This window comes from Corallococcus sp. AS-1-12 (genome assembly GCF_020036995.1).
Taxonomy (GTDB): Bacteria; Myxococcota; Myxococcia; order Myxococcales; family Myxococcaceae; genus Corallococcus.
Genome location: NZ_JAIQDD010000002.1, coordinates 340,083 through 362,524 on the forward strand (window position 1 = coordinate 340,083; position 22,442 = coordinate 362,524).

Here is a 22,442-nt window from a genome sequence, read left to right on the forward strand (position 1 = left end):
CGCGGCGTGGCTCAGGGGTCCTTCTTCTTCAGGCCGATGGTGATGGCGTCCTCTCCGTACTGGTCCGCCGTCGCGAGCTGGCCGTGGAAGGAGTTGTTCGCATCGCCCACCGTGAAGGCATGGACCTTGGGGATGGTGGTGCGCTCCTTGACCGCGTTGCCGCTGGCGGGCGCGCTCACCTCCGCGGTGAGGAACTGATTGCCGTCCCGCGCCACCACGGGCGCCGCGTGGTAGGGCGACTCGCCAACCCCTGGCTTTCCCTGCCGGACGATGGCGACCCCGTCTCCCACCTGGGGATTGACGTGCTCGTTGACCTGGGCCGCGTCTGTCTTCTTGGCCTTCTTCGACGCCTGGATGTTGGCCTTGTTGCTCACGCCGAAGTCCTCACCCGTCACGGCCACCTTGCTGTTGATGGTCCCCTTGCCTCGGGGGTCGTACTGCTTGTCATTCATCAGCTCTTCGGTGGTGAACAGGCAGTCCGGGACGCGCTTCTGCTTGTATTCGAACTTGTCGTACTGGGCCGTGCCACTCGTGTAGCTGCTCTGGCCACTCTTCTCCGCACCCAGCGGCGGCGTGGCGGGGCGGCCGGGCTCCGTCCTCGCGAAGACGACCTTGTCGCCTTCCTTCGTCTGGTATTTCCCCGTCTCGGTGGGAGCGAAGCCCGCGGGCAGCGGCCGGGGCTTCTTCTCCGAGGAGGACGTCGCGGCGGGACGGTCGTAGGGCTTCGCCGTATGCAGCTTGGGCGAGGAATCGCGGATGGGGCGGGGCATGGGGTGACTCCAGGGCAATGACTGACGGTCATACCACCACCGTCTGGAAAGGGTGAAGGCAAACCCTCTCCAGCGTCATGCGAGACCCTGGCGGATGCCAGGAGTTCGCGGCCCCCTGCGCGGAATCCAACACCTGCCTGCCCTCCAGGCGGACCTCGCGGTCCGCCGTCACGCCCGGGGCTCCGGCGTCCAGGGCGGTGGACGCCGTGCACCGCGCTTCACGGGTGCGCGGAGTGCGCGGGGCGGGCGACAGGCTCCAGGGGCACGGGGTGCGCCGGGAGCGCGACGGCCGGCTCCAGGGGCGCGGGGGGCATGAGGCCCGCCCCCAGGAGCGCGCCCTCGAGCGAGCCGTGCAGCCGCTTCTCGAGCAGGTGCTGCGTGAGCGGCTCGAGCGCGGCCTCCAGGTGGGGCGGCACCTTCACCAGGGCCAGGTGCGAGCCGCGCACGGCGAGGAACTCCGCCAGGTACTGGAGCGTCGCCACCCCCGCGGCGTCCACGAGCGACACCCGCGACAGGTCGACCACCACGAGCTTCGCCCAGGGCGGACCGTCGACCAGGTCGTAGAGCTTGAGGTGGTTGATGAACAGGATGGGCCCGTCCACGCGCGCGACCATGAGGTCCATCGCCTCCGGGGCGTTGGAGGCCTCCGGGGGCTGCATGTGCAGGCCGCGCTGGAGCTGCGACGCATCCGTCACCCGCTGCACCTCCAGCCGCAGGGCGCCGTGGCGCCGCACGTAGAGGATGCTCGCCAGCGCGAGCCCGGCCCCGATGCCGGCGAACACGTTGAACACTGCAATGCCCAGCGCGGTGACGACCACCACGCTCAACGTCGACTTGGATTGATTCCACATGGCAACAAGGCCCTCCAGATTGAGCAGGCGCACCCCCACGACGAGCAGGATGGCGGTGAGTGCGGCGATGGGGATGCGCGCCACCAGGGACGCGAGCAGCGCCATGGCCACGAAGAGCCACAGGGCGTGCAGGACAGAGGCGGCGCGGGTGCGCGCACCCGCCTGGATGGACGCGCTGGCGCGCACGATGGCGCCCATCACGGGGAAGCCGCCGAACACTCCGGCCGCGATGTTGGCCAGGCCCATGCCGATGAGGTCCTGGTCCAGGTCGCTGTGGGTGCGCGCCCCCGTCAGCGCATCCAGGGAGCTGGTCGCGAGCAGCGAGCCGAGCGACGCCAGCAGCGCGAGGCCCACGGCCGCCGGCAGGAGGCTCGCGAGGTGCACGCCCTCGAAGGACGGCAGCGCCGGCACGGGCAGCGAGCGCGGCAGGGCGCCCACCGCGTCGTAGCCCGCCCCCAGCGAGACCATGAGCACGGTGCCGAGCGTCAGCCCCACGAGCACCGCGGGGATGCGCTTGTGCACCCGGGGCAGGGTCACCATGGCCAGCGCGGTGAGCGCTCCGGCCGCGACCCCGAGCCAGCCCACGTGGCTCCCCCAGGTGCGCTGCATCACGAGCGCCACGGCGTTCGCGTGCGTGTCCTCCACCGCGAACAGCCGCGGAAGCTGCGTGTTGAGCAGCAAGAGCCCGATGCCCACCGTGAAGCCCATCACCACCGGCCGGGGGATGAGCCGCGCGAAGCGCCCGGCGCGCACGAGCCCCAGCGCCACCTGCATGAAGCCCGCGAGCACCGTGGCGATGGCGAGCCCCGCGGCCCCGTGCGCCGCCACGATGGCCGCGGCCAGGGGCAGCAGCGCCGCCTCCGGGCCCGTGACCTGGAAGCGGCTGCCGCTGAGCAGCCCGCCCACGACGCCGGCCACCACGCCGGAGACGAGCCCCACGCTCGCGGGCAGTCCCGCCGCGGTGGCCAGCGCGACGTTGAGGGGAAGGGCGACGCAGGCCACGCTCAGGCCCGCGGCGGCGTCGGCTGGCAGGCTGCTTGGGTGCACCATCTCGCGCCAGCTTTGGAGGAGCTCGCCCGCACGCCGGGTCGAGAAAGGTCGCTTGGAGAGAGCGGTTGTCGAACGCATGGACGAAGGCACCTTTCAGGTGCCGTGCCAGCCGCTGTCCCAGAGGGCGGCGTATCCCGCTGTCGGTCCACCCCAGCAGCGCCCCTGTCGGCCCGGACCGACACTGTCGGGACCGACAGACGGCCGTGCGAAGGGACGGGCCGTGCGCGCGGACGCGCGTTAGATTGCGCGCCATGTTGGTGCTCCGACTGCGCGCCCGGCTCCTGTTGTCCTACGCGGTGGTCACCGCGCTGCTGGTGGCCGCGTTCTCCCAGATGGCCGTGGGCCTCATGCACACCCACGAGGTGGTGGCGAGCGTGGGCCAGGAGGAGCTCGCGTCCTTCGAGCGGGAGCAGCGCGTGTACGTCGCGGCCTGGGCGCTCGAGCTGGCGGTGCGGCGCGGGGTGGTGGCCTGCGAGCAGCACGACAGCAGCGCGGTCTCCGTGCACCACGCTGTCGCCAACGCACGCAAGGACCTCCAGGCCGCGCTCCGCGCCGGCACGGAGCGGCTCGATGCGGGCTTCCGCGCGAGCGCCCAGGACTACGTGCAGTACGCGCTGCAACTGGAGCAGGCCGGCACCTGTGAGTCGATGGTGTCGTTCCCCCTGCGGGAGCGGCGGCTTCAGTTGGATGAGGTCCTCACCACGGTGTGGTCCGAGCGCACGCGGGACATGCGCCTGGCCATCCAGGCGAAGGAGGACCACGCGCGCGCCATCGGCTCGGCGGCGCTGCGCTCCGGTGGACTCTTCGGCCTGCTGGGCATCCTCGCCGCGGGGGCGCTCGCCTTGTCTCAGGCGCGCGCGGTGTCGAACTCGGTGGCGCTGCTCTCCACGCACGCGCGCCGCATCGGCCAGGGGGACTTCAGCCCGCTGCCCCCGTTGCGCGGCCCCGAGGAGCTGCGCGCGCTCTCGCTGGACCTGGACCGCATGCGGGGGCGGCTGGCGGAGTTGGATCAGCTCAAGAGCGCGTTCGTGGCCTCGGTGTCCCACGACCTGCGCACGCCGCTGGCCCGGGTGCGCGAGGCCCTCTCGCTCCTGGGCGATGGCAGCACGGGCCCCCTGACGCAGCAGCAGGCCCGCGTGGTGAAGCTCGCCCAGGCGGCGTGCGAGCGGGAGATTCGCATGGTGACCTCCGTGCTGGACCTGTCGCGCGTGCAGTCCGGCCAGCCGCTGCAACGCAACGCAGGGGCCTCGGTGGAGCAGATCGTCCAGCACGTCCTCCAGGACCTCGCCTTCGAAGCGGATGAGCGCAAGGTCCAGTTGGTGTACGTCGCGGCCTCCAAGCCCGTGCGCGCGCCCATGGACACCGCGCTGGTCGAGCGCGCCCTGTCCAACCTGGTGAGCAACGCCATCTCCGTCTCCAGCGCGGGCAAGACGGTGCGGATCACATGTGAGCTGGTGAGCCGCAAGCGCCCTGGCGCCGCCAGCCCCGTGCCCGCGGTCCAACTGTCCGTGTCGGACGAGGGCCCGGGTGTGCCCGCGCACGCGCGCGAGTGGATCTTCCGGCCCTTCGCGAGCCTGGAGGTCGGCGGGCGCCGCAGCACGGGGCTGGGCCTGACCATCGCGCGGGAGATGATCACCGCGCACGGAGGGGAGCTGTCGCTCGCGGAGACGCACGGGCCCGGCGCCACCTTCACCTTCTGGATTCCCCTTGAAGACCCCGCGACCCCTGGAGTCCGCCTTGACGCCTGAGACCACCGTCCAGCAGCCCCACGTGCTCCTGGTGGACGATGACCTCCAACTCGCGGAGCTCATGTCCATGCGGATGATGTCACGCGGCTACCGCGTGACCGTGGAGGGCGAGGGCAGGAGCGCGCTGCAGCGGATCGCGCGGGAGCGCGTGGACGCGATGGTGCTCGACCTGCGCCTGGAGGACATGGACGGCATGGACGTGCTCCGGGCCGCGCGGCAGTGCGCTCCCGAGCTGCCCGTCATCATGCTCACCGCGCACGGCTCCATCGAGACCGCGGTGCAGGCCATGCAGGAGGGGGCCTACGGCTTCCTCACCAAGCCGTTCCACGACCACGAGCTCATGCAGAAGCTCACGCACGCGCTCGAGCGCTCGCTGCTGCGCCGGGAGGTGGCGGAGCTGCGGCGGCGCATGGGGGAGGACGGCGAGCCGCTGCTGCTGGGCATCAGCGATGCCATCTCGCGCGTGCGCGAGGTGATTGCCCGCATCGCCCCCACCGACGCCACGGTCCTGCTCACCGGCGAGAGCGGCACCGGCAAGGAGCTGGCGGCGCGGATGCTCCACGTGCTCTCGCGCCGCGGCAAGGAGCGCTTCGTCGCGGTCAACTGCGGCGCCCTGCCTCCAGAGCTGCTGGAGAGCGAGCTGTTCGGGCACGTGAAGGGCGCGTTCTCCGGGGCCGTGCGCGAGCGAGAGGGCCTGTTTGGCGCGGCCAACGGCGGCACGCTGTTCCTGGACGAAGTGGGCGAGGCGTCCCCGTCCGTGCAGGTGAAGCTCCTGCGCGTGCTGCAGGAGCAGCGGCTCACGCGCGTGGGCGCGGACACGGAGGAGCCCGTGGACGTGCGGGTGGTCGCCGCCACCAACCGGGACCTCGCGGAGGAGGTGGCCGCGAAGCGCTTCCGTCAGGACCTCTACTTCCGGCTGCACGTGGTGCCCATCGAGCTGCCGCCCCTGCGCGAGCGGCTGGAGGACATCCCCCTGCTCGCGCAGCTCTTCCTGGAGCGCACGGCGAACCGCTATGGCCTGCGTCCGCCGCGCCTCGCGCCCGCGACGGTGGAGCTCATGCAGCGCTATGGCTGGCCTGGGAACGTCCGGGAGCTCATCCACGAGATGGAGGCCGCGGTGCTCCTGGCCGGCGCGGACGAGCTCCAGCCGCGCCACGTGCCGCGCCTGGGGCAGGCGCTGGAGCGGCCCCCGGCGGAGAGCGCGCAGTTGCCGGGCATCCCAAGTGGGACCGAGGCCTTGCCCTCGCTGCGCGAAGCCCGTGACGCCTTCGAGCGCGCGTACCTCGCGGAGGCGATGCGGCGCAGCAGCGGCAGCGTCAGCGCCGCGGCCCGGATGGCGGGGCGCAACCGGAGCGACTTCTACGACCTGCTCAAGCGGCACGGCCTGTCCGCCGCCGACTTCAAGGGAGCCTCCGAGGGCGGGCCCACGCGCTGAGCCCGCCCGCCGGCCCCGGGCAGACATGCTGGGCGGGAGGCGGCGCGCTGCGCACGCACACCGCCAGGTGCTGCGCCGTGGCCTTGTCTCCGACGCGGAGCCCATGGCGTAGGGGAAGTAGGCGCCCGCCCGGGCTGGGCTGGCCACCCGGCCCGGCAGGTCAGCGTCCCGTCGTGCCGTCCCAGCGCAATCAGCGAAGGTGCCGCTTCGCGGTCAGGGAGGTGCGCCTCCTTCGGCGTGAAGTCAGGTTCTCGTGGAGTCGCACGGAGGCTGAAATGCAAGAACCGGGAACCGAGACGCAGCTTGAGGAGACGGACGTCCGCGAGGTCGAACGCTGGCCCATCATCGCTCCAGAGACATTCGCCAGCCCGTCCGCCGCCGCTCCGCTGTGGCGGGGCTTTGACAGCCCGACCTTCGCGGCCTGGGACCAGACCCAGGTCCAGGACTCCCGAACGGGCAGCACCATCTCCAAGACCCCGGAGATGGCAAAGAGCGTGATGAGCGTCCGTCCCGTCGCCGACCCGGCCCTCCGTCACTTCGGTGAGCCCTACAATTTCTACGTCACGGTGAGGAAGCGGACCGATGGCGTCAGCAGGAGCGAGCTCGTCCACTTCCCGAAGAACGGCTCCAAGGATGGACAGCAATACTTCTATCGCTGGAGCACCTGGTTTCCGAAGGAGGACGCCCAGGGGAAGAAGCTCTTCCCCATCGGGCCGGGCGAGCGGGGCGTCTGGCAGGTCTTCACGCAATGGCATCAGGCCAGTGACCAGGGGAGCCCGCCCATCGCCTTCAGCGTCAAGAACAAGAACAAGAAGCCTTACATCGGGCTCGAGTTTGATGGAAATGAGCCCAGTTGGACCGTCCCGTTCGAATACAACGAATGGCACAACTTCGTGGTGCGGGTGAAGTTCTCGAACAAGACGAAGGACGGGCACCCGGTCGGTGAAGTCGAGCTCTGGTACAGCACGGGGACGGACCTTCCCCAGCCGATGGGGTCCTGGAACGTGATGACGACCGCCACCAAGGGTTCGCAGCGCCCGTACCTGAAGCATGGGCTGTACCGGAGCCAGAAGTACTACGGTGAGCGCGTCAGCTACCTGGTCCACAGCGGCATGATGGAAGGCCTGACCCTGGCCTCCGTGTTCCCCTGTTCCTAGCGGACCTCACGGGAGCGGCCCCTTCCCGGTGACCCGACAGACTTTGGACATGGTGGTTTCCTCAAACCGCTTCAATGGAGAAGAAGAGGCGCCGCATCCCGTCCTTCGCGATGGCGGGCGAGCAGTGGACGACGCCGTTGCCGGTGTTCCCGGGCCACGCCTCGCCCTTGAGGAGCGCGACGTCGAAGCGCTCCAGGGGCCGGACGAAGGCGCCCGGGCGCGCCACCTGACCGTCGGGGCCCAACGCGCTCCGGACGACCTGGGGGTTCTCCAGCCACCCCGGTGGCGGGGCCCGCATAGGTGCACAGCAGCCGCACCCCCACCCGGTCCACGTGGAAGCGCGGACACAGGTCCCGCCCCAGCGTGTGCAGCCGCACGCCGAGCGACCCGGCGCCCAGCAGGTCCACATGGAGCCGCGGCAGGAAGTTCAGGTCCTCCACCCACGCGTCGAACAGGGCGCCTCCTCGCGGGAGGGCAGTGACGGGGCCGCGCGCATCACGCCACCTCCTCCGCGGGTGCGTCGTCCGCGGCCCGCGTCACCACCCAGTCCGGAAAGGGGTCCTTCATCCGGGCCCAGCGCGCCGGCCCGCGCGCCAGCTCCTCGGCGGTCAGCAGGCACGCCTCGAGCTGCCGCGCCATCACCTCATGGTCCGCGTCCCGGGTGATGAAGACGAGCTCCTGCCGCCGGTCTCCATGCGGGCCCACCCGTTCGCGCTCGATCTCCGCCCGCGCCTCCGCGTCGTCCGGCCACTCGGAGCGGGGGACGGCGGCCCACCACAGCCCGCCGGGCTCGAAGCTGCACGCGCCCCCCGCCTGGGCCCACAGCCCGGCCAGGTCATGGCGCGTGGCGAGCCAGAAGAAGCCCTTGGAGCGGAGCACGCCCTTCCAACTGCCGTGGATGAAGCGCCACAGCCTGGAGGGATGGAAGGGCACCCGGCTGCGGAAGACGAAGCTGCGGATGCCGTACTCCTCCGTCTCCGGGGTGTGCTCGCCCCGCAGCTCCTTGAGCCATCCCGGAGCGCGCCGGGCGCGCTCGAAGTCGAAGCGGCCCGTGTTCAGCACCGCCGCGAGCGGGACGCGCCCCCGCTCCGCCGTGACGAGGCTCGCCTCCGGGTTGAGCTTGCGCAGCACCTGGGCCAGCCGGGCCACGTCCTCCGGCGGGACGAGGTCCGTCTTGTTGAGGACGAGCACATCCGCGAACTCCACCTGCTCCACCAGCAGGTCCACCACCGTGCGCTCGTCCTCCTGCGCCGCGGTGAGTCCGCGCTCCGCCAGCGCGTCCGCCCCCTCCCAGTCCCTCAGGAAGTTGAGCGCGTCCACCACCGTCACCAGGGTGTCGAGCCGGGCCACGTCCGACAGGCCCTGGCCGGATTCGTCCGTGAAGGTGAACGTCTCCGCCACGGGCAGCGGCTCGGAGATGCCGGTGGATTCGATGAGGAGGTAGTCGAAGCGCCCCTGCCGGGCGAGCCGGGCGACCTCCCGGAGCAGGTCCTCGCGCAGCGTGCAGCAGATGCAGCCGTTGGACAGCTCCACGAGCTGCTCGTCCACGCGGCTCAGCGCCGCGGCGCCGCCGACGAGCTTCGCGTCGATGTTCACCTCGCTCATGTCGTTGACGATGACCGCCACGCGCAGCCCCTCGCGGTTGTGCAGGACGTGGTTGAGGAGCGTCGTCTTCCCCGCGCCGAGGAACCCGGAGAGGACGGTGACGGGCAGCCGGGCCGGAGCCTCCAGCGCGCTCAAGGCTTGCCCTCCACGAAGAGCACGTGCTTGCGGACGCGCGGGTCGTACTTCTTGAGCTGGAGCTTCTCCTGCGACTTCCGCTTGTTCTTCGTCGTTGTGTAGAAGTAGCCGGTGTTCGCGGTCGAGACGAGATGGATGATGGTGCGGTTGCCCTTGGGCATGGCGCGAGTCCTTGAAGGCGGGGTCAGGGGGAGCGCGAGCGGGCGCACGGGGGCGCCAGCGCACCGCGCTCAAGAGACGGCACGACACTGACTACGCGCGGGGGGGAGAGCCCTTCGGCGCGGTGAACAGCGGTTCGAGCTGGGGGGGCACCCGCGACAGGCTCACGGCCCGGGACGCCTCCTGGGGGGAGACACCCGTCCCCCAGGCCTGGCTCGGGCCGCTCAGCCCCTGACGCGCCCATGCGCCGAGCAGTGGGCACTGCTCATGCCCCCCACCCCCGAAGCCCTCGGGGGCGGCGTGGAGGACGCGCGGCACGGCGGGGTCCGCCACGGCCAGCCGGGGCCCGTCATCCGCCGCCGGCGCCGCGTCCTCGAAGGTCCCATGCGCGGCGCAAAAGCGGTGGGCGTGGGTGCCGTGCAGCAGCGCCAGCAGGGGCACGAGCAGCCACACGGCCGCGAGAACCCCCGCTCCAAGGCGCCGAGGATGTGAAAGCCAGGGCCTCATGGGTGAGGGTTGTTAATGTAACCGGGTTGCAATTAAAGGCAAGCGGGCGATGCGCGGGGCTGCGTGGAGGAGCGCGCCAACGACCGTCGTCAGGAGCCGTCGTCCGCGGCCGGGAGGGCCAGAAAAGCGAAAGGCCCGGAACCTTTCGGTTCCGGGCCTCTCTAGTGGCGAGGAGTACGGGACTTGAACCCGTGGCCTCCGGCGTGACAGGCCGGCGTTCTAACCAACTGAACTAACTCCCCACAAACCTATATGGGCGGAACAGGGATTGAACCTGTGACCATCGCCTTGTAAGGGCGCCGCTCTACCGCTGAGCTATCCGCCCTGCGCGGCCCCGCCGTGACTCAGTGAGGCGGCTTGTACCGTCCCCCTCCGCTCACGTCAAGCATCTGTTTTCGGGGCCCCTGCTGCTCGCTCCGCTCCCTCGGTGGGGAGCGGATCCGACGGGCGCGGATCCGCCTGCTACCCGGCCCGCACCTTCCACCGCCGCACGCGGCGGCGGGAACGGGGAATCATCAACACGGCGCCCACCAACAGGGCCACCGGCACGAACACCAACATCGTCTGCATCATCGCCTCCATGCGCGACACCATACGGAGGCCGTCTGACATCCTGACGGGGAGTTCGTGACTTTCAGGAAACGACACTCCAAGCCGCCGGGTTTCCGGCCGTCCTGGCGAGCAGGGGGCCGGACCCGCGGTGGGGGGCTATTCGCCTCGGGGCGGACCGCCGCGCCCGCCGTGGCCGGGACCGTGTGAGCGGCGCTCCGTCTCCAGGAGCGTGCGGGCCTGGGACTTCTGGGCGTCCGTCAGGACCTGCTCGGCCTGCTGGTACGCGGCCAGGTCGTTGGCGCGGAGCTGCTCGAAGAGGCCCCGGGCCTGCTCATGGGCGGCCTTGTCCTCCGCGGACGGCGTGCCCTGGGTTCGGTCCGGCGGCGCGGGTGGGCGCAGGGCCTCCAGGGACTGCTTCACGGGCGCGTTCTTCGCGTCGAGCGCCGTTTGGATCCGCTCCAGGCTCGCGGCCTGGGCGTCGGTGAGGGCCAGGTCCTGGCGGTGGTCGATGAGCACCTGGACGGGCGACTTGCGCTCGAACGGGGGCGGACGGCGCGCGTCCTGGGACGAGCCCTGGGACGTGGGGGTGGAGCTGGCGAAGGTGGGAACGGCGAACAGCAGGCCCAGCATGAACAGGTGGCGCTTCATGGTGATGGGTACCTCCGATTGCACAGGATGACCGCACCCGGAAGGCCCATGGACTGAGGGCACGAGGACACCGTGAGGGACTCATGGGAGGGGTTTGTCCCCCACGACGTCCCGTGCCGCTCAGGCCCGGGGCTCCGGGCTGACACGGTGCAAGGTGCTCCCGCCATGTGCCGCGAAAATGTCCCGCGCGTTACCGAATGTGTTCGCGGCCGCTATTCGGCCGCGGTCCGGATTTCCCGCGCCGGGGCCGGGGCGGTGCCGTCGAGCGCCCGGTAGATGTTGAACCACGCCAGATAGGCGCGCCAGGCCGGGTCCCGCTGCTCGAGGAGCGTCCGCCGGGCCTGCTCCATCCGCTGGGGCACGTCGAACGGCATCCGCGTCCCGTCCTCGGATTGCAACTGCGCCGCGAACCAGAGCACGTCCAACTGGCCCGCATCGACCGGCGCGTGCGTGCGCGCCATCAGCGAGTCGGCGTGCTCCAGCGCCTTGCCCAGCCACCGAGCCGCCCGCGCGGGGTCGCGGCGGTCCACGGCGTTCTCCGCCAGCCGCAGCTCCGCCAGCGTCACCGCGCGGAGGTCCTCGTCGCGATCCAGCTCGTCGAACTGCTCCAGGAACAGCGCGAGCCGCTGCTCCAGCGCGCGGGCCGCGGCGTCCATGCGCCCCAGCCGCGTCTCCGCGTTGGCGCGCAGCCCCGCGGCGATGATGCGATACGCGCGCTGGACGAATCCGGGCGTGGCGTGCGCCTGCTTCAGCGCGGCCTGCACGGCGGGCGTCGCCAGGTCCCGGTCCACCTGGTCCAGGTCCTCCAGCGCCCGCTTGGGCTTGTCCGCGCCCAGCGCCGCGCCGCAGCGGGCCAGCCTCAGCACCATCCGGTTGCGCAGGCCCTCCTCGTCGCGGGGGCCGGCTTCGATGCCGGGCAGCGCGCGGTCGTAGAGCGCCAGGGCCCGCTCGAACCGGCCCGCGGCCAGGTTGTAGAGCGCCGCGCGGTCCGTCACCAGGGGGATGAACCGGGCCAGCTTCGGCGCGGCCTCCACCGTCGCCAGGGCCTTGTCCGCCGCCTGCGCGGCCTCCGCCTCGCGGTTGACGTGCAGGAGCGCCCGCGCCCGGGCCAGGGCCACCGACAGCCCCGCCGCGCTGTCCGCGTAGGGCAGCTTGTCGCGCTCGTCCAGGTAGCCCAGGGCGATGTGGTGGTTGCCCACCTGCGTGTGCAGCAGCCCCAGCGCGCCGAGGATCATGGCCTTGTAGCGCGCGTTGTTGCGCACCAGGTCCAGGGCGACCAGGTAGTGGCGGTTGGCGCGCTCGGCGGCGGCGGGGTTCCGGCCGCGCAGGAAGTCCTCGTGGTGGATGGCCCCCATGAGGGCCTGCACCTCGCGCTGGTTCTTGAGCTCCTGCCACGCCGCGCGCAGCTCCGCGAGGCCGGTCTTCACCGCCTGGGCGTGGGCGGCGTCATCCAGCTTGGACAGCCGGCGCGTCGTCACGTAGGCCTTCACGAAGTGCGCGAGCGGCGCGGCCTTGCCCGGCACCTCCGTGGTGACCTCCTTCATCACCACGTCGGGGGCCACGCCCGCGCGCAGGCGCAGGCTCATGGACTCGACGGCGCTCTCCAGCGAGCCCGTCCGCCGCGTCACCAGGTCGAAGTCCGCGCGCGCCTCGTCCATCCGCTCCCTCCCCATGCGGCGGTAGGCGCGGCCCATCAGCGCGCGGCGGAACAGCCGCTCCGCCCGGCGCCGCTCCTCGGTTCCGGCCGGGGCGTCGTCGACGTAGAGCGTCGCCAGGGCCTCCATCACGCCGTCCGCGCCCAGGCTCGCCGCGCGCTCGGCGGCGTCCTGCACCACCACGCGGCGGCGGAGCGGATCCGTCTGCTGTTGGTAGAACGCGACCAGGGCGTCCCGGACGGGGCGGGGAGGGCGCTCCACGTTCAACGCATTGACGTGGCGGCCCAGCTCCAGGGCGAACGCATACGGCGTCCCGGGGGGCTCCGCCGCGAGCGCCTGGGCCATGGCGGCGTCCGCCTCCGCGTAGGGACGACCCCGGTACAGGGCGCGGACGGCGCCTCGCGCGAAGTCGAGCTGGTCGTCCTGCTTGAAGACCTTGTTCTGGGAGAGTTTGCGGCCGGCGGCGACCAGCGCGTCCCGGTCATCGAGCTCGCGGTACAGCGCGTCCGCCTGCTCGTACCAGCCCTCCAGCACCGCGCGCGGCGTGGTGTCCGTCAGCAGGGCGGCCTCCAGCTCCTGCCGGGCGAGCGTGAAGTCGCCGGACGCCTGCGCCAGCTCGCTGCGCACCACGTGCCGGTAGACGGCGGAGGGCGGGCTGGGCGCCGCGGCGGGGTCCAGGGCCGCCATGCGTTGGCGTTCCGCCTCCTGCAGCTCGTCCACCATGCGGCCCCGGTCGCGCTCCTTCAGGGCCTTCCGGTGGGCGATGAGGATGCGCAGCGGCTCCGACAGCCCGGCGGTGACGGGGTCGTCCACCCTGGACATCTGGCGGGCGTAGAAGTCCGCGGCGTCGAAGTCGCCAGAGGCCAGGTGCAGTTGGCTCAGGCGCATCATCAACAACCGGCGGAGCTTGGGCCGCGTCTCGAGCAGCAGGCGCTGGCGGTAGAGGAGGAGCTGATCCGCGCGCCGGCCCACCATGCCCAGCTCCTCGTTGAGGCGGGGCACGTCCCATCCGCCGGGCACCTGGCCGTCCAGCGGCAGTCGATACACGTCCAGCGACTGGCCCCGGGAACAGGTGGTGATGAGCGACGCGGCGGTGGGGGCCGGGTACTCGCAGTTCCACGCCTGACTGGTGAGTTGGTCCGGGCTGGCGGCGGCGGCCCGGGCGGGCGCGTCGTCGCGCTCGGAGGCGAAGGGCACGCGGAACAGCACCCCGCTGTCGCTCGCGTCAATCACCCCGTCCCCGTTGGAGTCGGTGAAGAACTGCACCACGTACAGCGAGCGCCCGTCGCGCGCGAACACCGGCTGGCCCGTCTGCCCCGGGATGTCCAGCGTCAGCGGGACGGGGGCCGCGCCCGGGACGTCCAGGCGGACGGCCTCCAGGTGCGGCGCCGCTCGCGCCGCGAAGCCCGGCCCCACCGCCTGCACGGAGCGTTGGACCGGGACGTACACCAGCCAGCGTCCATCCGGAGAGAAGGCGGGGCTGGTCAGGTTGCGCTCTAACAGCGGCGTCACGTGCCACCCGGCCCCGAGCGCCACCTTCGACAGCCGCAGGTCGCCCTGGATGGTCGCGCGGCTCACCAGCGCGATGTGCGTGTCGTCGATCCACTCCGCCTGCAGCGCGCTGGTCTCCTCTTCCAGACAGCGGCGCTCCTTCGCCTCCGGCAGGTCCCTCACGCAGAGCTGGCCGCTGGCCTGGGTGCGGAACGAGATGTAGAGCAACTGCTTGCCATTGGGGCTGATGCGCGGCCACGTCACGTCCGCGCCTTCATCGAAGAGGCGGCGCTCGCGGCCCTTCTCCAGGTCCTGGGCGAAGACCTCCGTCGCGATGTCCCGGTTGGACACGAACAGCAGCGAGTTCTCGTCGGGCCCCAACTGCCCCAGGAACTGGTCGCCCATGCCCACGGTGAGCCGCTCGGGCAGGCGCATGCCCCCGTCGTTCTCGTCGTCCTGGGCCCAGGCGCCGCTCGCGACGAGGAAGACCAGGGCCGGGAGCCAGGGGCCGGGGCGCTTCAGCACTTCTTCTCTCCCCAGGTGCCGTCCTCGGCCTCCACCCAGCCGCCGCAGACGACGCCCTCGGCGTGCGCCAGGCGCCAGTTCTGGCGCAGCGTCGCTTCCGGCACGCCGGGGCGCACGGTCTTCATCCACTGCCACAGTTGGCGCCGGGCCCGGTTCACGCGCTCCACCAGGGCTGCGTCATCCGCGGACACGCGCCCCGCCGTGCACTGGCGCCGCGTGAGCACCAGCAGCCCGTCCCTGCCCTCGCCCACGCAGTGGCGCCGCACCAGGTCGTCCACGCGGTCCGCCTGCGTCTTGCCCAGGTTCTCCACCAGCGGTGGGGGCTGGATGCCCAGGTCCTCCAGTTGGTTGGGCGTCAGCGGCACCGGCGTGGGGTTCATGCCCGCGCGCGCCAGCCGCTGCTCCACGTCCTTGTACGAGCCCGCGGCCTGCTCCTCGAGCGCCGTCGCCCGGTCCACCATGACGATCTCCGGGGCGCGGATGCACCCGGGGGCGGCGAGGGCGGCCACGAGCAACAACCCACGGTGTCTCATTGCAGGGCCTCCGGAGGGGTCATGGAAGTGATGAGGCGGTCGACGATGGGGCCCAGGGGGATGCCCCGGATTTCATCGATGCTGACCAGTTGGGCCAGGCCGCCCATGGTGATGAGCAGGCTGCCGAAGCCCTGCTTGAAGCTCACGCGCACGTGCTCCGGATACCCCAGGCCCAGCGCGTAGCGGACGCGGTTGGTGGCGGGGTCGGTGTGGTGCGGGTCCTCCAGGTCCAGGAGGTCCAGGAGGTGGCGGTTGCCGATGCGCAGGATCTCCGCGCGCCCGTTGATGCTCCGGTCCCTGGCGGAGATGACCATGGCGGCGTTGCCGTCAAAGGGCTCGCCCCGGGAGGACTTCACGCCCGTGGCCCGCACGTGGGCCTCCAGCGTGGAGTGCTTGCCCTGCCAGTTCAACATGCACTGGCCGGTGACGCGGCCTCCGCGGACGCCCATCTCCAGTTGGCTCATGGAGAACACGTTCTGGTTGATGGCCAGGTTGCCCGCCAGCGGCGCGAGGGTCATCCACGGCGTGGCGATGCGGTCCGCGGACAGGAAGCCGCTGCGCGTGAGCAGCGGGTGCTGATCCGCGAAGCGCAGCATCGAGTAGGGGTTCACGTCCAGGTCGTTCAAGAGCCGCACGCCGTCCTGGGAGACCTCCACGTTCTCCGTCAGCGGCACGTCGCCGTTGAGCGCCTCCACCTCGATGCCGGACTCGGGCATCCGCACGTTCACGTCCTGAAGCTTGAGGTTGGAGGAGGTGCGGAAGACCACCAGGTCCGGCGACGCCACCCGGAAGTCCACCGTGACCTTGCCGCTGCCTTCGACCTGACCGGGCCGCGCGAGGTGGGCCAGGTCCTGCTCCAGCGAGCCCCGGAGCCCCATGCGCTGCTGCTCATTGCTCAGGTCGAGCCGCCCCCGGACCTTCAGCAGCGTCTGGGTGCCTCCATTGGACAGCCGCAGGTCCGGGACGCGGATGACGCCGGTGGGCTTGCGCACGACGGAGAACGACGCCTCCACGTCCTGGACGGGGTAGGGCAGCGCGGGCTTCTGCTCCAGCGAGCGGACCTTCACGAGCTGCTTCAGCTCAATGTCCCCCTGCTCCCATTGGTCGGTGAAGGTGGCGGTGCTGTCGCTGGACAGGTCCGCGAAGGTCAGCCGGCGGTCGTTCCGGCTGACGGTGAGCTTCTCCACCGCCAGGGTCGTGCGGACGGTGCGTTGGGAGCCCTCGGCGCGCGACTCGGCCTGCCAGCGCAGGGCGGGGACGTTGAGGGTCTGGTCCGCCTGCTTCCAGCGCACGCCGCGCAGGTCCACGTGCGCCTTGCCCTCGAAGCTGGCGGCGCGCGGAGGCATGGGGGCCAGGCGGAAGCTTCCGTCGGAGCCCAGGTGCGTGATGAGGCCCGTCAGCGTGCCGTGCAGCTCGCCGGTCATCGCGAGCTTGGACGGGTCCACCTCCGGGGGCACCCGCGCCTTCGCCAGCAGCGGCGACAGCGGGCCCAGCGGCGGGAAGTCGCCCTTCACGTCCATGCGGAGCGCGCGGGCCTTCCGGTCGTACGCGAGCGCCGCGTCGGCTGCGACCTTCAGGCCCTCCTGGCCGTTGAGCCCCAGCTTGAGCGAGAGCCTGCGGCGGTCGACGTCGAACGTCAGCGTCTGGTGCTGGGTGCCCGCGTCGGTCTCTCCGATGCGCAGCCCCTCGACCTTCAGGTCCAGGGCTCCCTGGTGCTTCCAGGCGTCTCCCTGGGAGCGCAGCGCGAGGGTGGTGCTGGCGGCCGACACGTCGTCCCAGCCCGCGCGCCGCAGGCGCAGCTCCGTCTGATGATCCACGCGCGGCGAGGGCTCGAAGAGGGCGTTGAGTCTGCCCTTGGAGGTCAGCGTCACGGCGAGCTGCTTCCAGGGGAGGCGCGCGGCGACGTCCTCCGGGATGAAGGGCCTCGCGATGACGAGGTCCGGCAGTTGGGCGTCCAGCGTGTACGCCACGTCGTCGGTGCCCTTCGTGGCGTCCAACGACGCGTGCAGCGTGCCCACGTCCAGCTCCAGCCGTGCGCGGGCCCTGCTCAGCCGTGGCTCCTCCATCGTGGGGAAGGCTTCCGTCACGTGGAGCCGCACGCGCGCGGGACCGCTCAGCACCTCGCGGCCCTCGGTGGTGACCCGCAGCGACTCCACGGGCAGGTCCGCCTTCAGCGCGAAGGAGGGCTTCGCGGTGAGGGGCACCTGGAGGTTGAAGCCCAGTCGCTCCGCCAGCGCCCGGTATCCGGAGGCACGGACGTCCAGGGCCTCCACCCGGGCGGACAGGGCCGCGTCCCCCGCGACCCGGAAGGGTGAGGCGAGGTCGGGCCGTAGCTGCTTCCCGGTCAGCTCACCGGAGGCCTTCGGAACGCGGACCGGTGTCGCACCGCCAATGTCGAGTCCCTGGAGCGCGAACGCGAGCCGGGCGGCCAGTCCCTGGGGCGCGTCCGGGGTCGCCGTCAGCGAGAGGCGTCCATCGCCCAGCTCCACCTTGAGCTCCTTCTGCACGAGGAGGAGCTTCGCCACGTCGACGTCCAGCCCGAGCCGGCCCCGGGCTCCCAGTTGGGGCATGTCGCTGAGCGTGACCTCCCGCGCCTCCAGGTGCACCTTGCCCCGCTCCAGGGAGAACGGACGCAGGTCCTCGGGAATCCATCGCAGCAGCCGCCCGAGGTCCACGTCCGCCAGGGCCTGCACCAGGACGGGAGGGACCTCCGTCGCATCCGGGAGCACCAGTTGGGCCTGCACCTCGGCGCTGTCGGTCAGCCGCGTGCGCTCCAACTCGACGGTGGTGTGTTGCTTCGCGGTGTCGAACTTCGCCGTCACCGCGCCGTGCAGCAGCGAGCGGAGCGTGAAGCGCGGATCGAAGGTCTGCCTCGCGACGTCCAGGTCCACCTGCACGCGCGCGGCGTCCGTGCTCGCATCCACCGACAGGGCCAGCTCCAGCAGGGCCTCGGCGGCGGGCGCTTCACGGTTCAGCGCCAGGGCCAGCGGCTTCCCGGGCTTGCCGAGGTCCACGAGGAGCTTCCAGCTCTTGTCCCGCGGCTTCGCTTCGACTCCGGCTTCGAGCCCGCGCAGCGACCAGCGGTCCACCACCGCGCCGCCCTGGACGCGGACATACGTCAGCGACACGTTCGACAGCCCGATGCTCGAGACGGGGAACGGGGAGGTGAAGAGGTCCGCGACCTGCCGGGAGGTCCCGGGGGACACTTCCTCCACCGTTTCGGGCTCCGGCGGCCCGGTCAGGTTCGTGAGCGACGTGGTCCCTTTTTCATCCGCCACCAGGACGAGGGTCGCGTCGCGCACCGCGACCCGCTCCACCCGGACCGGTCCCTTCACCAGGGCCCCGAACGACCACGCGGCCTCCAGCGTGCCGACGCGCAGGAACTCGGGCGCGACGTCCTGGAACGGCGGCGGGGTCCGCACCACCAGTCCTTCCAGCCGCAGGCCGGAGAGCACGTCGATCCGCGCCGTCTGGTAGTCCAGCCGCACGCCCGAGGCCGCTTCCACCCGCGAGACGACGTGCGGCTTCAGCCAGGGGTGGCCGAGGTGGTGAAGCGCGGTCACGACCGCGATGAGCAGGAGGACGGACGTCGCGAGGAGGAGCAGGAGCGCGCCCGCGATGATTCGCGTCAACCGCGGACGAGGCCGCTCAGCACCGGGGGAGTCCATGAAGTTCCGTCGAGGCGACCGGCTCGCCCCCTCCTACCATGCGCCGGAATCGGGCTTCAATCCGAGCGCATGCCTCGCGAGCCTGGCGGCGCCGTGCACCCGGGAGACAGCCTCAACCGAAGCTGGACGGAGTCATTCCCGCCGTGCCGCCCGCGAGGGGTTTGTAGGGGAAGTAGAGGTTTCGCACGAAGCGGGTGAACAGGTGCTCCTCGTTCCACCGCTGGCGGGCCATGCCGTACACGCCGGGGGCTCGCAGGTCGTGGGCGGAGACTCCGGTGACGAACTCGCGCTCGCTGTAGATGGCGAAGACCTCGTCCACCGCCGCGCGGCTGCGGTACGTGCGGAGCATCGTGCGGTAGATGAGCTCGCTCTCCTTCTGGGTGAAGGCCAGCCCCTGGATGGCGTGCGCCATCTCGTGGAAGACGAGGTACTGCTCCGACTCCAGCCGGTCCTGCCGCAGCGCGATGCGTGCCCGGGGCCAGTCCGGATGGTCCCAGAACAGGCCCGCGGCCTGGGGCGACACGGCCCGGGGATAGCCGTACTTCGCCAGCGTGTGCCCGGGGGGAATCAGCTCCAGCGTCAGGGGCCTCGCGGCCTCCATGCGGGCGATGAGCTGGAGGTTCCCGGAGAGCTGCCGGATGAGCTCCTCCTGCACCCGCTTCACCTGCGCCGCCGGGGCGCCGTACGGCTTGAGCTCCAGCTTCGCGCTCACATAGGCGCGGGCGCGCGCGGGGCCTTCCGCGGGGGGACGGCCCGCGCGCGACTCGAAGACGTCGCCTCCCTCCAGCAGGGTGAAGGCGCTCAACGGTTGCTTGAGCCCGACCTCCGCCGCCAGCGGGGTGACGTCCGGCGTGGAGCCATCCAGCGTCTCGTAGCGCTCCGGGGCCATGGGCTCAGGAGCAGGTCTTCGCCTGCTGCTTGCAGGAGTCGGTGCAGGCCGGCGTCTGGGTATCGGGGGTGAGCCGCTCCGCGTGGCCCTGCACGGAGTCCGGCGGCTGACGCGAGGCGGGCCGGCCGCGCGGCTGGCAACCGTCGAGACAGGCGTCGTACTGGTCGCGGCAGTACGGCGACATGTTGGATGTGTCGAGCGTCGCGCAACCGGTCAGCAGGGACAGGGCGGCCGCGAAGAGGGAGAGGCCACGGATGAGGTTCATGCCCGGAGTCTAACCGGGACCCCGTGAGCGGGTGTCACTCCCTCCGCCGGCGTTTCCGGCCCAGCGCCCAGGCCGCCCAGAGCAGCGCTCCCGCCGCGGAGACGCCAGGGGCCGCGCCGCAGCCGCCCGCGTTGCCTTGCCCGCCCGAGTCCCCCGGACCGCCTGGGTCCTGCGGCTCCAGCGGCATGGTGACCGGCTCCCCGCCCATGCGCGGCGCGGAGGGATTGCCCAGGGTCAGCTCCTGGTAGCGCTGGATGAGCCGCAGCCGCGCCGCATCGAACGCGGCGCCGTCGTCCGGCACCTGCCATGCGTTGGGCAGCAGCTCTCGCGCCACCTGGCGCGCGAAGGCCGGGTCCCCCGCGTCACTCACGGCCTTGAGCCATTCATAGTCCTGCATGCCCTGGCGGATGAGCTTCAGGCGCACGGAGGCCACCGGCACGTGCGTCAGCCCGCCAATGGCCGTGGGCGTGCCCGGGTAGAAGAGCGTCCCGTCCCCGTTGCCATCGAAGTGGTACTGGTCCGTCCACGCCGTGGGGAGCATGCCCGCCGTCTCGTAGTACAGCTCGCCCTTGCAGCCGAAGAGGAAGGACAGCCACTCCATCGCGCGGGCCTTCGCCGAGGGGCGGTCCACCATGTACGACGGCCAGCCCGACCCCGGCTGGTTCTGCGGCACCGTGACGCCGGGCGCGCAGCCGTGGATCGCGCAGCTCTGATACATCCACAGCTCCGTTCCGGGCCGCGAGAGGAACTCCACGTACGTCGAGGTCTGGTCGCCCACGAAGCCGGGGTCCGTGCCCTCCAGGTGGTTCACCATCGGCACCATGATGTCCACCAGGGACTCCAGGCCGGTGGGCTTCAACTGGTTGGCGTTCGACGTGAGCATGGTGCGCAGGCCGGGCGCGGCCTGCCGTACCAGCGCCCCGGCGGCCTGCACCTGCTCGTAGGTGATCCAGACGGGCGGCTCGTCGCCGATCAGCGCATAGGCCCGGTCCAACCAGCCGCGCTCGCGCATGTGCGCGGTGAAGTCCGCCAGTCCGCCCGCGGTGAGCGGGCCCGTGTATTCCACGCTCGTCATCCGCGCGCCGGACAGCCGCGTGGGCGCGGTGCCATCCAGGCTGGGCCCCCACGTCGCGTCGAACCCGCTCCATGCCTGGGGCCCGGATCCGCCCAGGAAGAGCCGGGGCTGCGTGATGCGGTGCTCCAGCGACAGTTGCTGGTAGCGCACGAGCAACGGCTGCAGCTCCGCGTAGGAGCAGTCGGCCCGGCCCAGGTGCGCGAGGCACACCTGCGCGGGTGACAGCGGAAACGCGGAGGCCAGCGACGACGTGCCCGGCATCATCGCCGCCACCACCGTTAGCTTCGCGGTCACCTGCCGCTGGAAGCCGCCCTCCGCCTCCACCGTCACCGTGCCCGTGTATTCGCCGGGCGGCGCGTCCGGCGGCACGTGCACGTCCACCCAGACGGCTCGCGCCTCGCGCGCGGGCACGTCGAAGGGGAAGGCGTTGCGCGGCTCCCCGGCGATCTCGTCCGTGTCCGGCACCAGCCCGTCCGGCCACCGCCCCACCGGCTGCCCGGGCTCGGAGGGCTGCCGCGTGGTGAGGTAGGCCTGCCGGTACAGGGTGACGTCCGGCCCCGTCAGCGTCGCGGGCCCCTCCAACCCGGGCAGGCGGGCGCGCACGCCCTTCAGGCCCGTGTCCCCGCCGTGCAACGCCACCTGGAAGGAGACGAACTCATTGCGCGCGGCAGTGAGTCGTACCTCGGTGCCAGTTCCTGGCGCGGTGTCGTCGGGGCGGACCTTCACCATCATCCCTTCGCCCCAGACCACGGGCTCCGCCGCGTACACCGGCCAGGCCACGGACAACGCCAGCCACCCGAGTCCACATTGACGAAGTGCCAGCATGGGGAATGAATGTGCACGGCCCGTGTGCGGCTCCAGCCTCCCGGCCGTACCGCCATCCCGGCCCGCCAGCGCTCCCAGGCTCGGATGCCGGAGGACGCCGCCCGCGCGCTGCTCCGCGAAGAGGGGGGCCTTCATTCTCATCCCAATGAAATCCCAGACACGTGAACGCTCCCGGGCTTTCCGGTTCCGGCCTGGGATTGGGAGGGAAGGGAGGAGTGGGCTATGAAGCCGCCATGCCCAGAAATCTTGTTCTGCCTTTGTTCGCGCTGCTCGCGTTCGTCGGCTGTACCCATCAGGTGCGGCCGAGCCCCGCGCCCATGTCCAACGCGGGGACGCCCCTGGCGCTTCGCGCGCGCTACTTCATCTCACCCGAGCAGAAGGCACGCATCGACTCGGACAGCTACTTCGTCCTGGGCGCCGGACACACCTGGAACATCACCATTGGCGAAGGGCTCACGCGCAGCTTCCCGCAGATGATGGGCACCGTCTTCCAGTCCGTCCAGGAGGCCTCCGGCCCCGAGGACATGGGTGACGCGGACGTGCTCATCGTCCCGGAGATCCAGTACTTCGACGTCAACGGCGGTGGCTTCGTGTCGCAGTTGAAGCTGACGGTGCGCTCCCGGGGGAGCCAGGACGCCGTCCAGGTGAGTGACCTCATCGAGGGCGAGTCCCAGAAGAGCAAGGCGGCCTCGGCGTGGCTGGGTGGGGCCACCGCGGGGCAGGAGGCCCTGCGGCAGTCCACCGAGATGGCCTTCGAGGACGTGATGCCCAAGGTCGCCACCCGCCTGCGTGAAATCTTCGCCAAGACGCAGGCCAAGGCGGCACCGGGCATGCTCTGACCCAAGACGCGAACGTCAACGAGCACTCAAGGGCCCGGAACCCGGAGGTTCCGGACCCTC

18 protein-coding genes, 2 tRNA genes and 1 pseudogene are annotated in these 22,442 nt (G+C 71.4%); 4 read left to right on the top strand and 17 right to left on the bottom strand.

The window, feature by feature from the left end:
- Positions 1–11: 11 nt before the first annotated feature.
- Positions 12–770: a hypothetical protein gene (locus K8556_RS03785; RefSeq protein ID WP_223738627.1), complete on the bottom strand. Its 759-nt coding sequence runs from the start codon at positions 768–770 to the stop codon at positions 12–14.
- Positions 771–988: 218 nt separating this feature from the next.
- Positions 989–2,671: a SulP family inorganic anion transporter gene (locus K8556_RS03790; RefSeq protein WP_223738628.1), complete on the bottom strand. Its 1,683-nt coding sequence runs from the start codon at positions 2,669–2,671 to the stop codon at positions 989–991.
- Between the two features lie 251 nt (positions 2,672–2,922).
- Here K8556_RS03790 and K8556_RS03795 point away from each other — a divergent pair, with 251 nt between their 5' ends.
- From K8556_RS03795 to K8556_RS03805, 3 genes are all read left to right on the top strand, one after another.
- A complete protein-coding gene (locus K8556_RS03795) occupies positions 2,923–4,419 on the top strand; it encodes a HAMP domain-containing sensor histidine kinase (protein WP_223738629.1) in 1,497 nt (498 codons plus the stop codon).
- Entirely contained in the window at positions 4,409–5,854 is a 1,446-nt protein-coding gene (locus K8556_RS03800) for a sigma-54 dependent transcriptional regulator (RefSeq protein WP_223738630.1), read from the top strand. The genes K8556_RS03795 and K8556_RS03800 overlap by 11 nt, the downstream gene beginning before the upstream one ends.
- Before the next feature lie 275 nt (positions 5,855–6,129).
- On the top strand, positions 6,130–7,011 hold the full coding sequence (locus K8556_RS03805) for a heparin lyase I family protein (protein WP_223738631.1): 882 nt from the start codon (positions 6,130–6,132) through the stop codon (positions 7,009–7,011).
- Positions 7,012–7,072: 61 nt separating this feature from the next.
- Here K8556_RS03805 and K8556_RS39020 read toward each other — a convergent pair whose 3' ends face one another.
- The 15 genes and pseudogenes from K8556_RS39020 to K8556_RS03870 all read right to left on the bottom strand — a co-directional run bounded on the left by K8556_RS39020 (position 7,073) and on the right by K8556_RS03870 (position 21,684).
- A complete protein-coding gene (locus K8556_RS39020; RefSeq protein WP_255651343.1) occupies positions 7,073–7,309 on the bottom strand; it encodes a DUF1826 domain-containing protein in 237 nt (78 codons plus the stop codon).
- Positions 7,310–7,352: 43 nt separating this feature from the next.
- Positions 7,353–7,451 (bottom strand): annotated as a pseudogene (locus K8556_RS39695) (DUF1826 domain-containing protein); the annotation flags it as partial.
- Positions 7,452–7,506: 55 nt separating this feature from the next.
- Positions 7,507–8,742 (bottom strand): zinc metallochaperone GTPase ZigA, encoded by a 1,236-nt coding sequence (zigA, locus tag K8556_RS03815; RefSeq protein ID WP_370639884.1) that lies wholly within the window; start codon positions 8,740–8,742, stop codon positions 7,507–7,509.
- A gap of 5 nt (positions 8,743–8,747) precedes the next feature.
- Positions 8,748–8,912: a 50S ribosomal protein L33 gene (rpmG, locus tag K8556_RS03820; RefSeq protein WP_128795753.1), complete on the bottom strand. Its 165-nt coding sequence runs from the start codon at positions 8,910–8,912 to the stop codon at positions 8,748–8,750.
- A gap of 91 nt (positions 8,913–9,003) precedes the next feature.
- A complete protein-coding gene (locus K8556_RS03825) occupies positions 9,004–9,363 on the bottom strand; it encodes a hypothetical protein (protein WP_223738633.1) in 360 nt (119 codons plus the stop codon).
- 219 nt (positions 9,364–9,582) lie between these two features.
- Positions 9,583–9,659: transfer RNA gene (locus tag K8556_RS03830), tRNA-Asp, on the bottom strand.
- Between the two features lie 11 nt (positions 9,660–9,670).
- A tRNA-Val gene (locus K8556_RS03835) sits at positions 9,671–9,742 on the bottom strand.
- A gap of 137 nt (positions 9,743–9,879) precedes the next feature.
- Complete coding sequence (locus K8556_RS39030; RefSeq protein ID WP_255651400.1) at positions 9,880–10,011, bottom strand: hypothetical protein; 132 nt, start codon at positions 10,009–10,011, stop codon at positions 9,880–9,882.
- 114 nt (positions 10,012–10,125) lie between these two features.
- A complete protein-coding gene (locus K8556_RS03840) occupies positions 10,126–10,617 on the bottom strand; it encodes a Spy/CpxP family protein refolding chaperone (protein WP_304503929.1) in 492 nt (163 codons plus the stop codon).
- A 212-nt stretch (positions 10,618–10,829) separates the two neighbouring features.
- Complete coding sequence (locus K8556_RS03845; protein ID WP_223738634.1) at positions 10,830–14,288, bottom strand: hypothetical protein; 3,459 nt, start codon at positions 14,286–14,288, stop codon at positions 10,830–10,832.
- Complete coding sequence (locus K8556_RS03850) at positions 14,282–14,821, bottom strand: DUF1318 domain-containing protein (protein ID WP_223738635.1); 540 nt, start codon at positions 14,819–14,821, stop codon at positions 14,282–14,284. The genes K8556_RS03845 and K8556_RS03850 overlap by 7 nt, the downstream gene beginning before the upstream one ends.
- Complete coding sequence (locus K8556_RS03855) at positions 14,818–18,489, bottom strand: hypothetical protein (protein ID WP_223738636.1); 3,672 nt, start codon at positions 18,487–18,489, stop codon at positions 14,818–14,820. Before K8556_RS03855 ends, K8556_RS03850 begins: the two co-directional genes overlap by 4 nt.
- 112 nt (positions 18,490–18,601) lie before the next feature.
- Positions 18,602–19,378 carry a hypothetical protein gene (locus K8556_RS03860; RefSeq protein ID WP_223738637.1) on the bottom strand — a complete coding sequence of 259 codons (777 nt, stop codon included), beginning with the start codon at positions 19,376–19,378 and terminating at the stop codon, positions 18,602–18,604.
- A 4-nt stretch (positions 19,379–19,382) separates the two neighbouring features.
- Complete coding sequence (locus K8556_RS03865) at positions 19,383–19,643, bottom strand: hypothetical protein (RefSeq protein ID WP_223738638.1); 261 nt, start codon at positions 19,641–19,643, stop codon at positions 19,383–19,385.
- 34 nt (positions 19,644–19,677) lie between these two features.
- Positions 19,678–21,684 (bottom strand): glycoside hydrolase domain-containing protein, encoded by a 2,007-nt coding sequence (locus K8556_RS03870; protein ID WP_223738639.1) that lies wholly within the window; start codon positions 21,682–21,684, stop codon positions 19,678–19,680.
- Positions 21,685–21,776: 92 nt separating this feature from the next.
- Here K8556_RS03870 and K8556_RS03875 point away from each other — a divergent pair, with 92 nt between their 5' ends.
- Entirely contained in the window at positions 21,777–22,382 is a 606-nt protein-coding gene (locus tag K8556_RS03875) for a hypothetical protein (RefSeq protein WP_223738640.1), read from the top strand.
- Positions 22,383–22,442: the final 60 nt, after the last annotated feature.

What these genes read in the sequence shown, in the direction of transcription:
- K8556_RS03875 (WP_223738640.1), top strand. Translation starts at nt 21,777, where the DNA reads ATGCCCAGAAATCTTGTTCTGCCTTTGTTCGCGCTGCTCGCGTTCGTC.
- K8556_RS03865 (WP_223738638.1), bottom strand. Translation starts at nt 19,643, where the DNA reads ATGAACCTCATCCGTGGCCTCTCCCTCTTCGCGGCCGCCCTGTCCCTG.
- K8556_RS03840 (WP_304503929.1), bottom strand. Translation starts at nt 10,617, where the DNA reads ATGAAGCGCCACCTGTTCATGCTGGGCCTGCTGTTCGCCGTTCCCACC.
- K8556_RS03795 (WP_223738629.1), top strand. Translation starts at nt 2,923, where the DNA reads ATGTTGGTGCTCCGACTGCGCGCCCGGCTCCTGTTGTCCTACGCGGTG.
- K8556_RS03785 (WP_223738627.1), bottom strand. Translation starts at nt 770, where the DNA reads ATGCCCCGCCCCATCCGCGATTCCTCGCCCAAGCTGCATACGGCGAAG.
- K8556_RS03790 (WP_223738628.1), bottom strand. Translation starts at nt 2,671, where the DNA reads ATGGTGCACCCAAGCAGCCTGCCAGCCGACGCCGCCGCGGGCCTGAGC.
- K8556_RS03805 (WP_223738631.1), top strand. Translation starts at nt 6,130, where the DNA reads ATGCAAGAACCGGGAACCGAGACGCAGCTTGAGGAGACGGACGTCCGC.
- K8556_RS03860 (WP_223738637.1), bottom strand. Translation starts at nt 19,378, where the DNA reads ATGGCCCCGGAGCGCTACGAGACGCTGGATGGCTCCACGCCGGACGTC.
- K8556_RS03870 (WP_223738639.1), bottom strand. Translation starts at nt 21,684, where the DNA reads ATGAGAATGAAGGCCCCCCTCTTCGCGGAGCAGCGCGCGGGCGGCGTC.
- K8556_RS03850 (WP_223738635.1), bottom strand. Translation starts at nt 14,821, where the DNA reads ATGAGACACCGTGGGTTGTTGCTCGTGGCCGCCCTCGCCGCCCCCGGG.
- K8556_RS03855 (WP_223738636.1), bottom strand. Translation starts at nt 18,489, where the DNA reads ATGGACTCCCCCGGTGCTGAGCGGCCTCGTCCGCGGTTGACGCGAATC.
- K8556_RS39020 (WP_255651343.1), bottom strand. Translation starts at nt 7,309, where the DNA reads ATGCGGGCCCCGCCACCGGGGTGGCTGGAGAACCCCCAGGTCGTCCGG.
- rpmG (WP_128795753.1), bottom strand. Translation starts at nt 8,912, where the DNA reads ATGCCCAAGGGCAACCGCACCATCATCCATCTCGTCTCGACCGCGAAC.
- K8556_RS39030 (WP_255651400.1), bottom strand. Translation starts at nt 10,011, where the DNA reads ATGGTGTCGCGCATGGAGGCGATGATGCAGACGATGTTGGTGTTCGTG.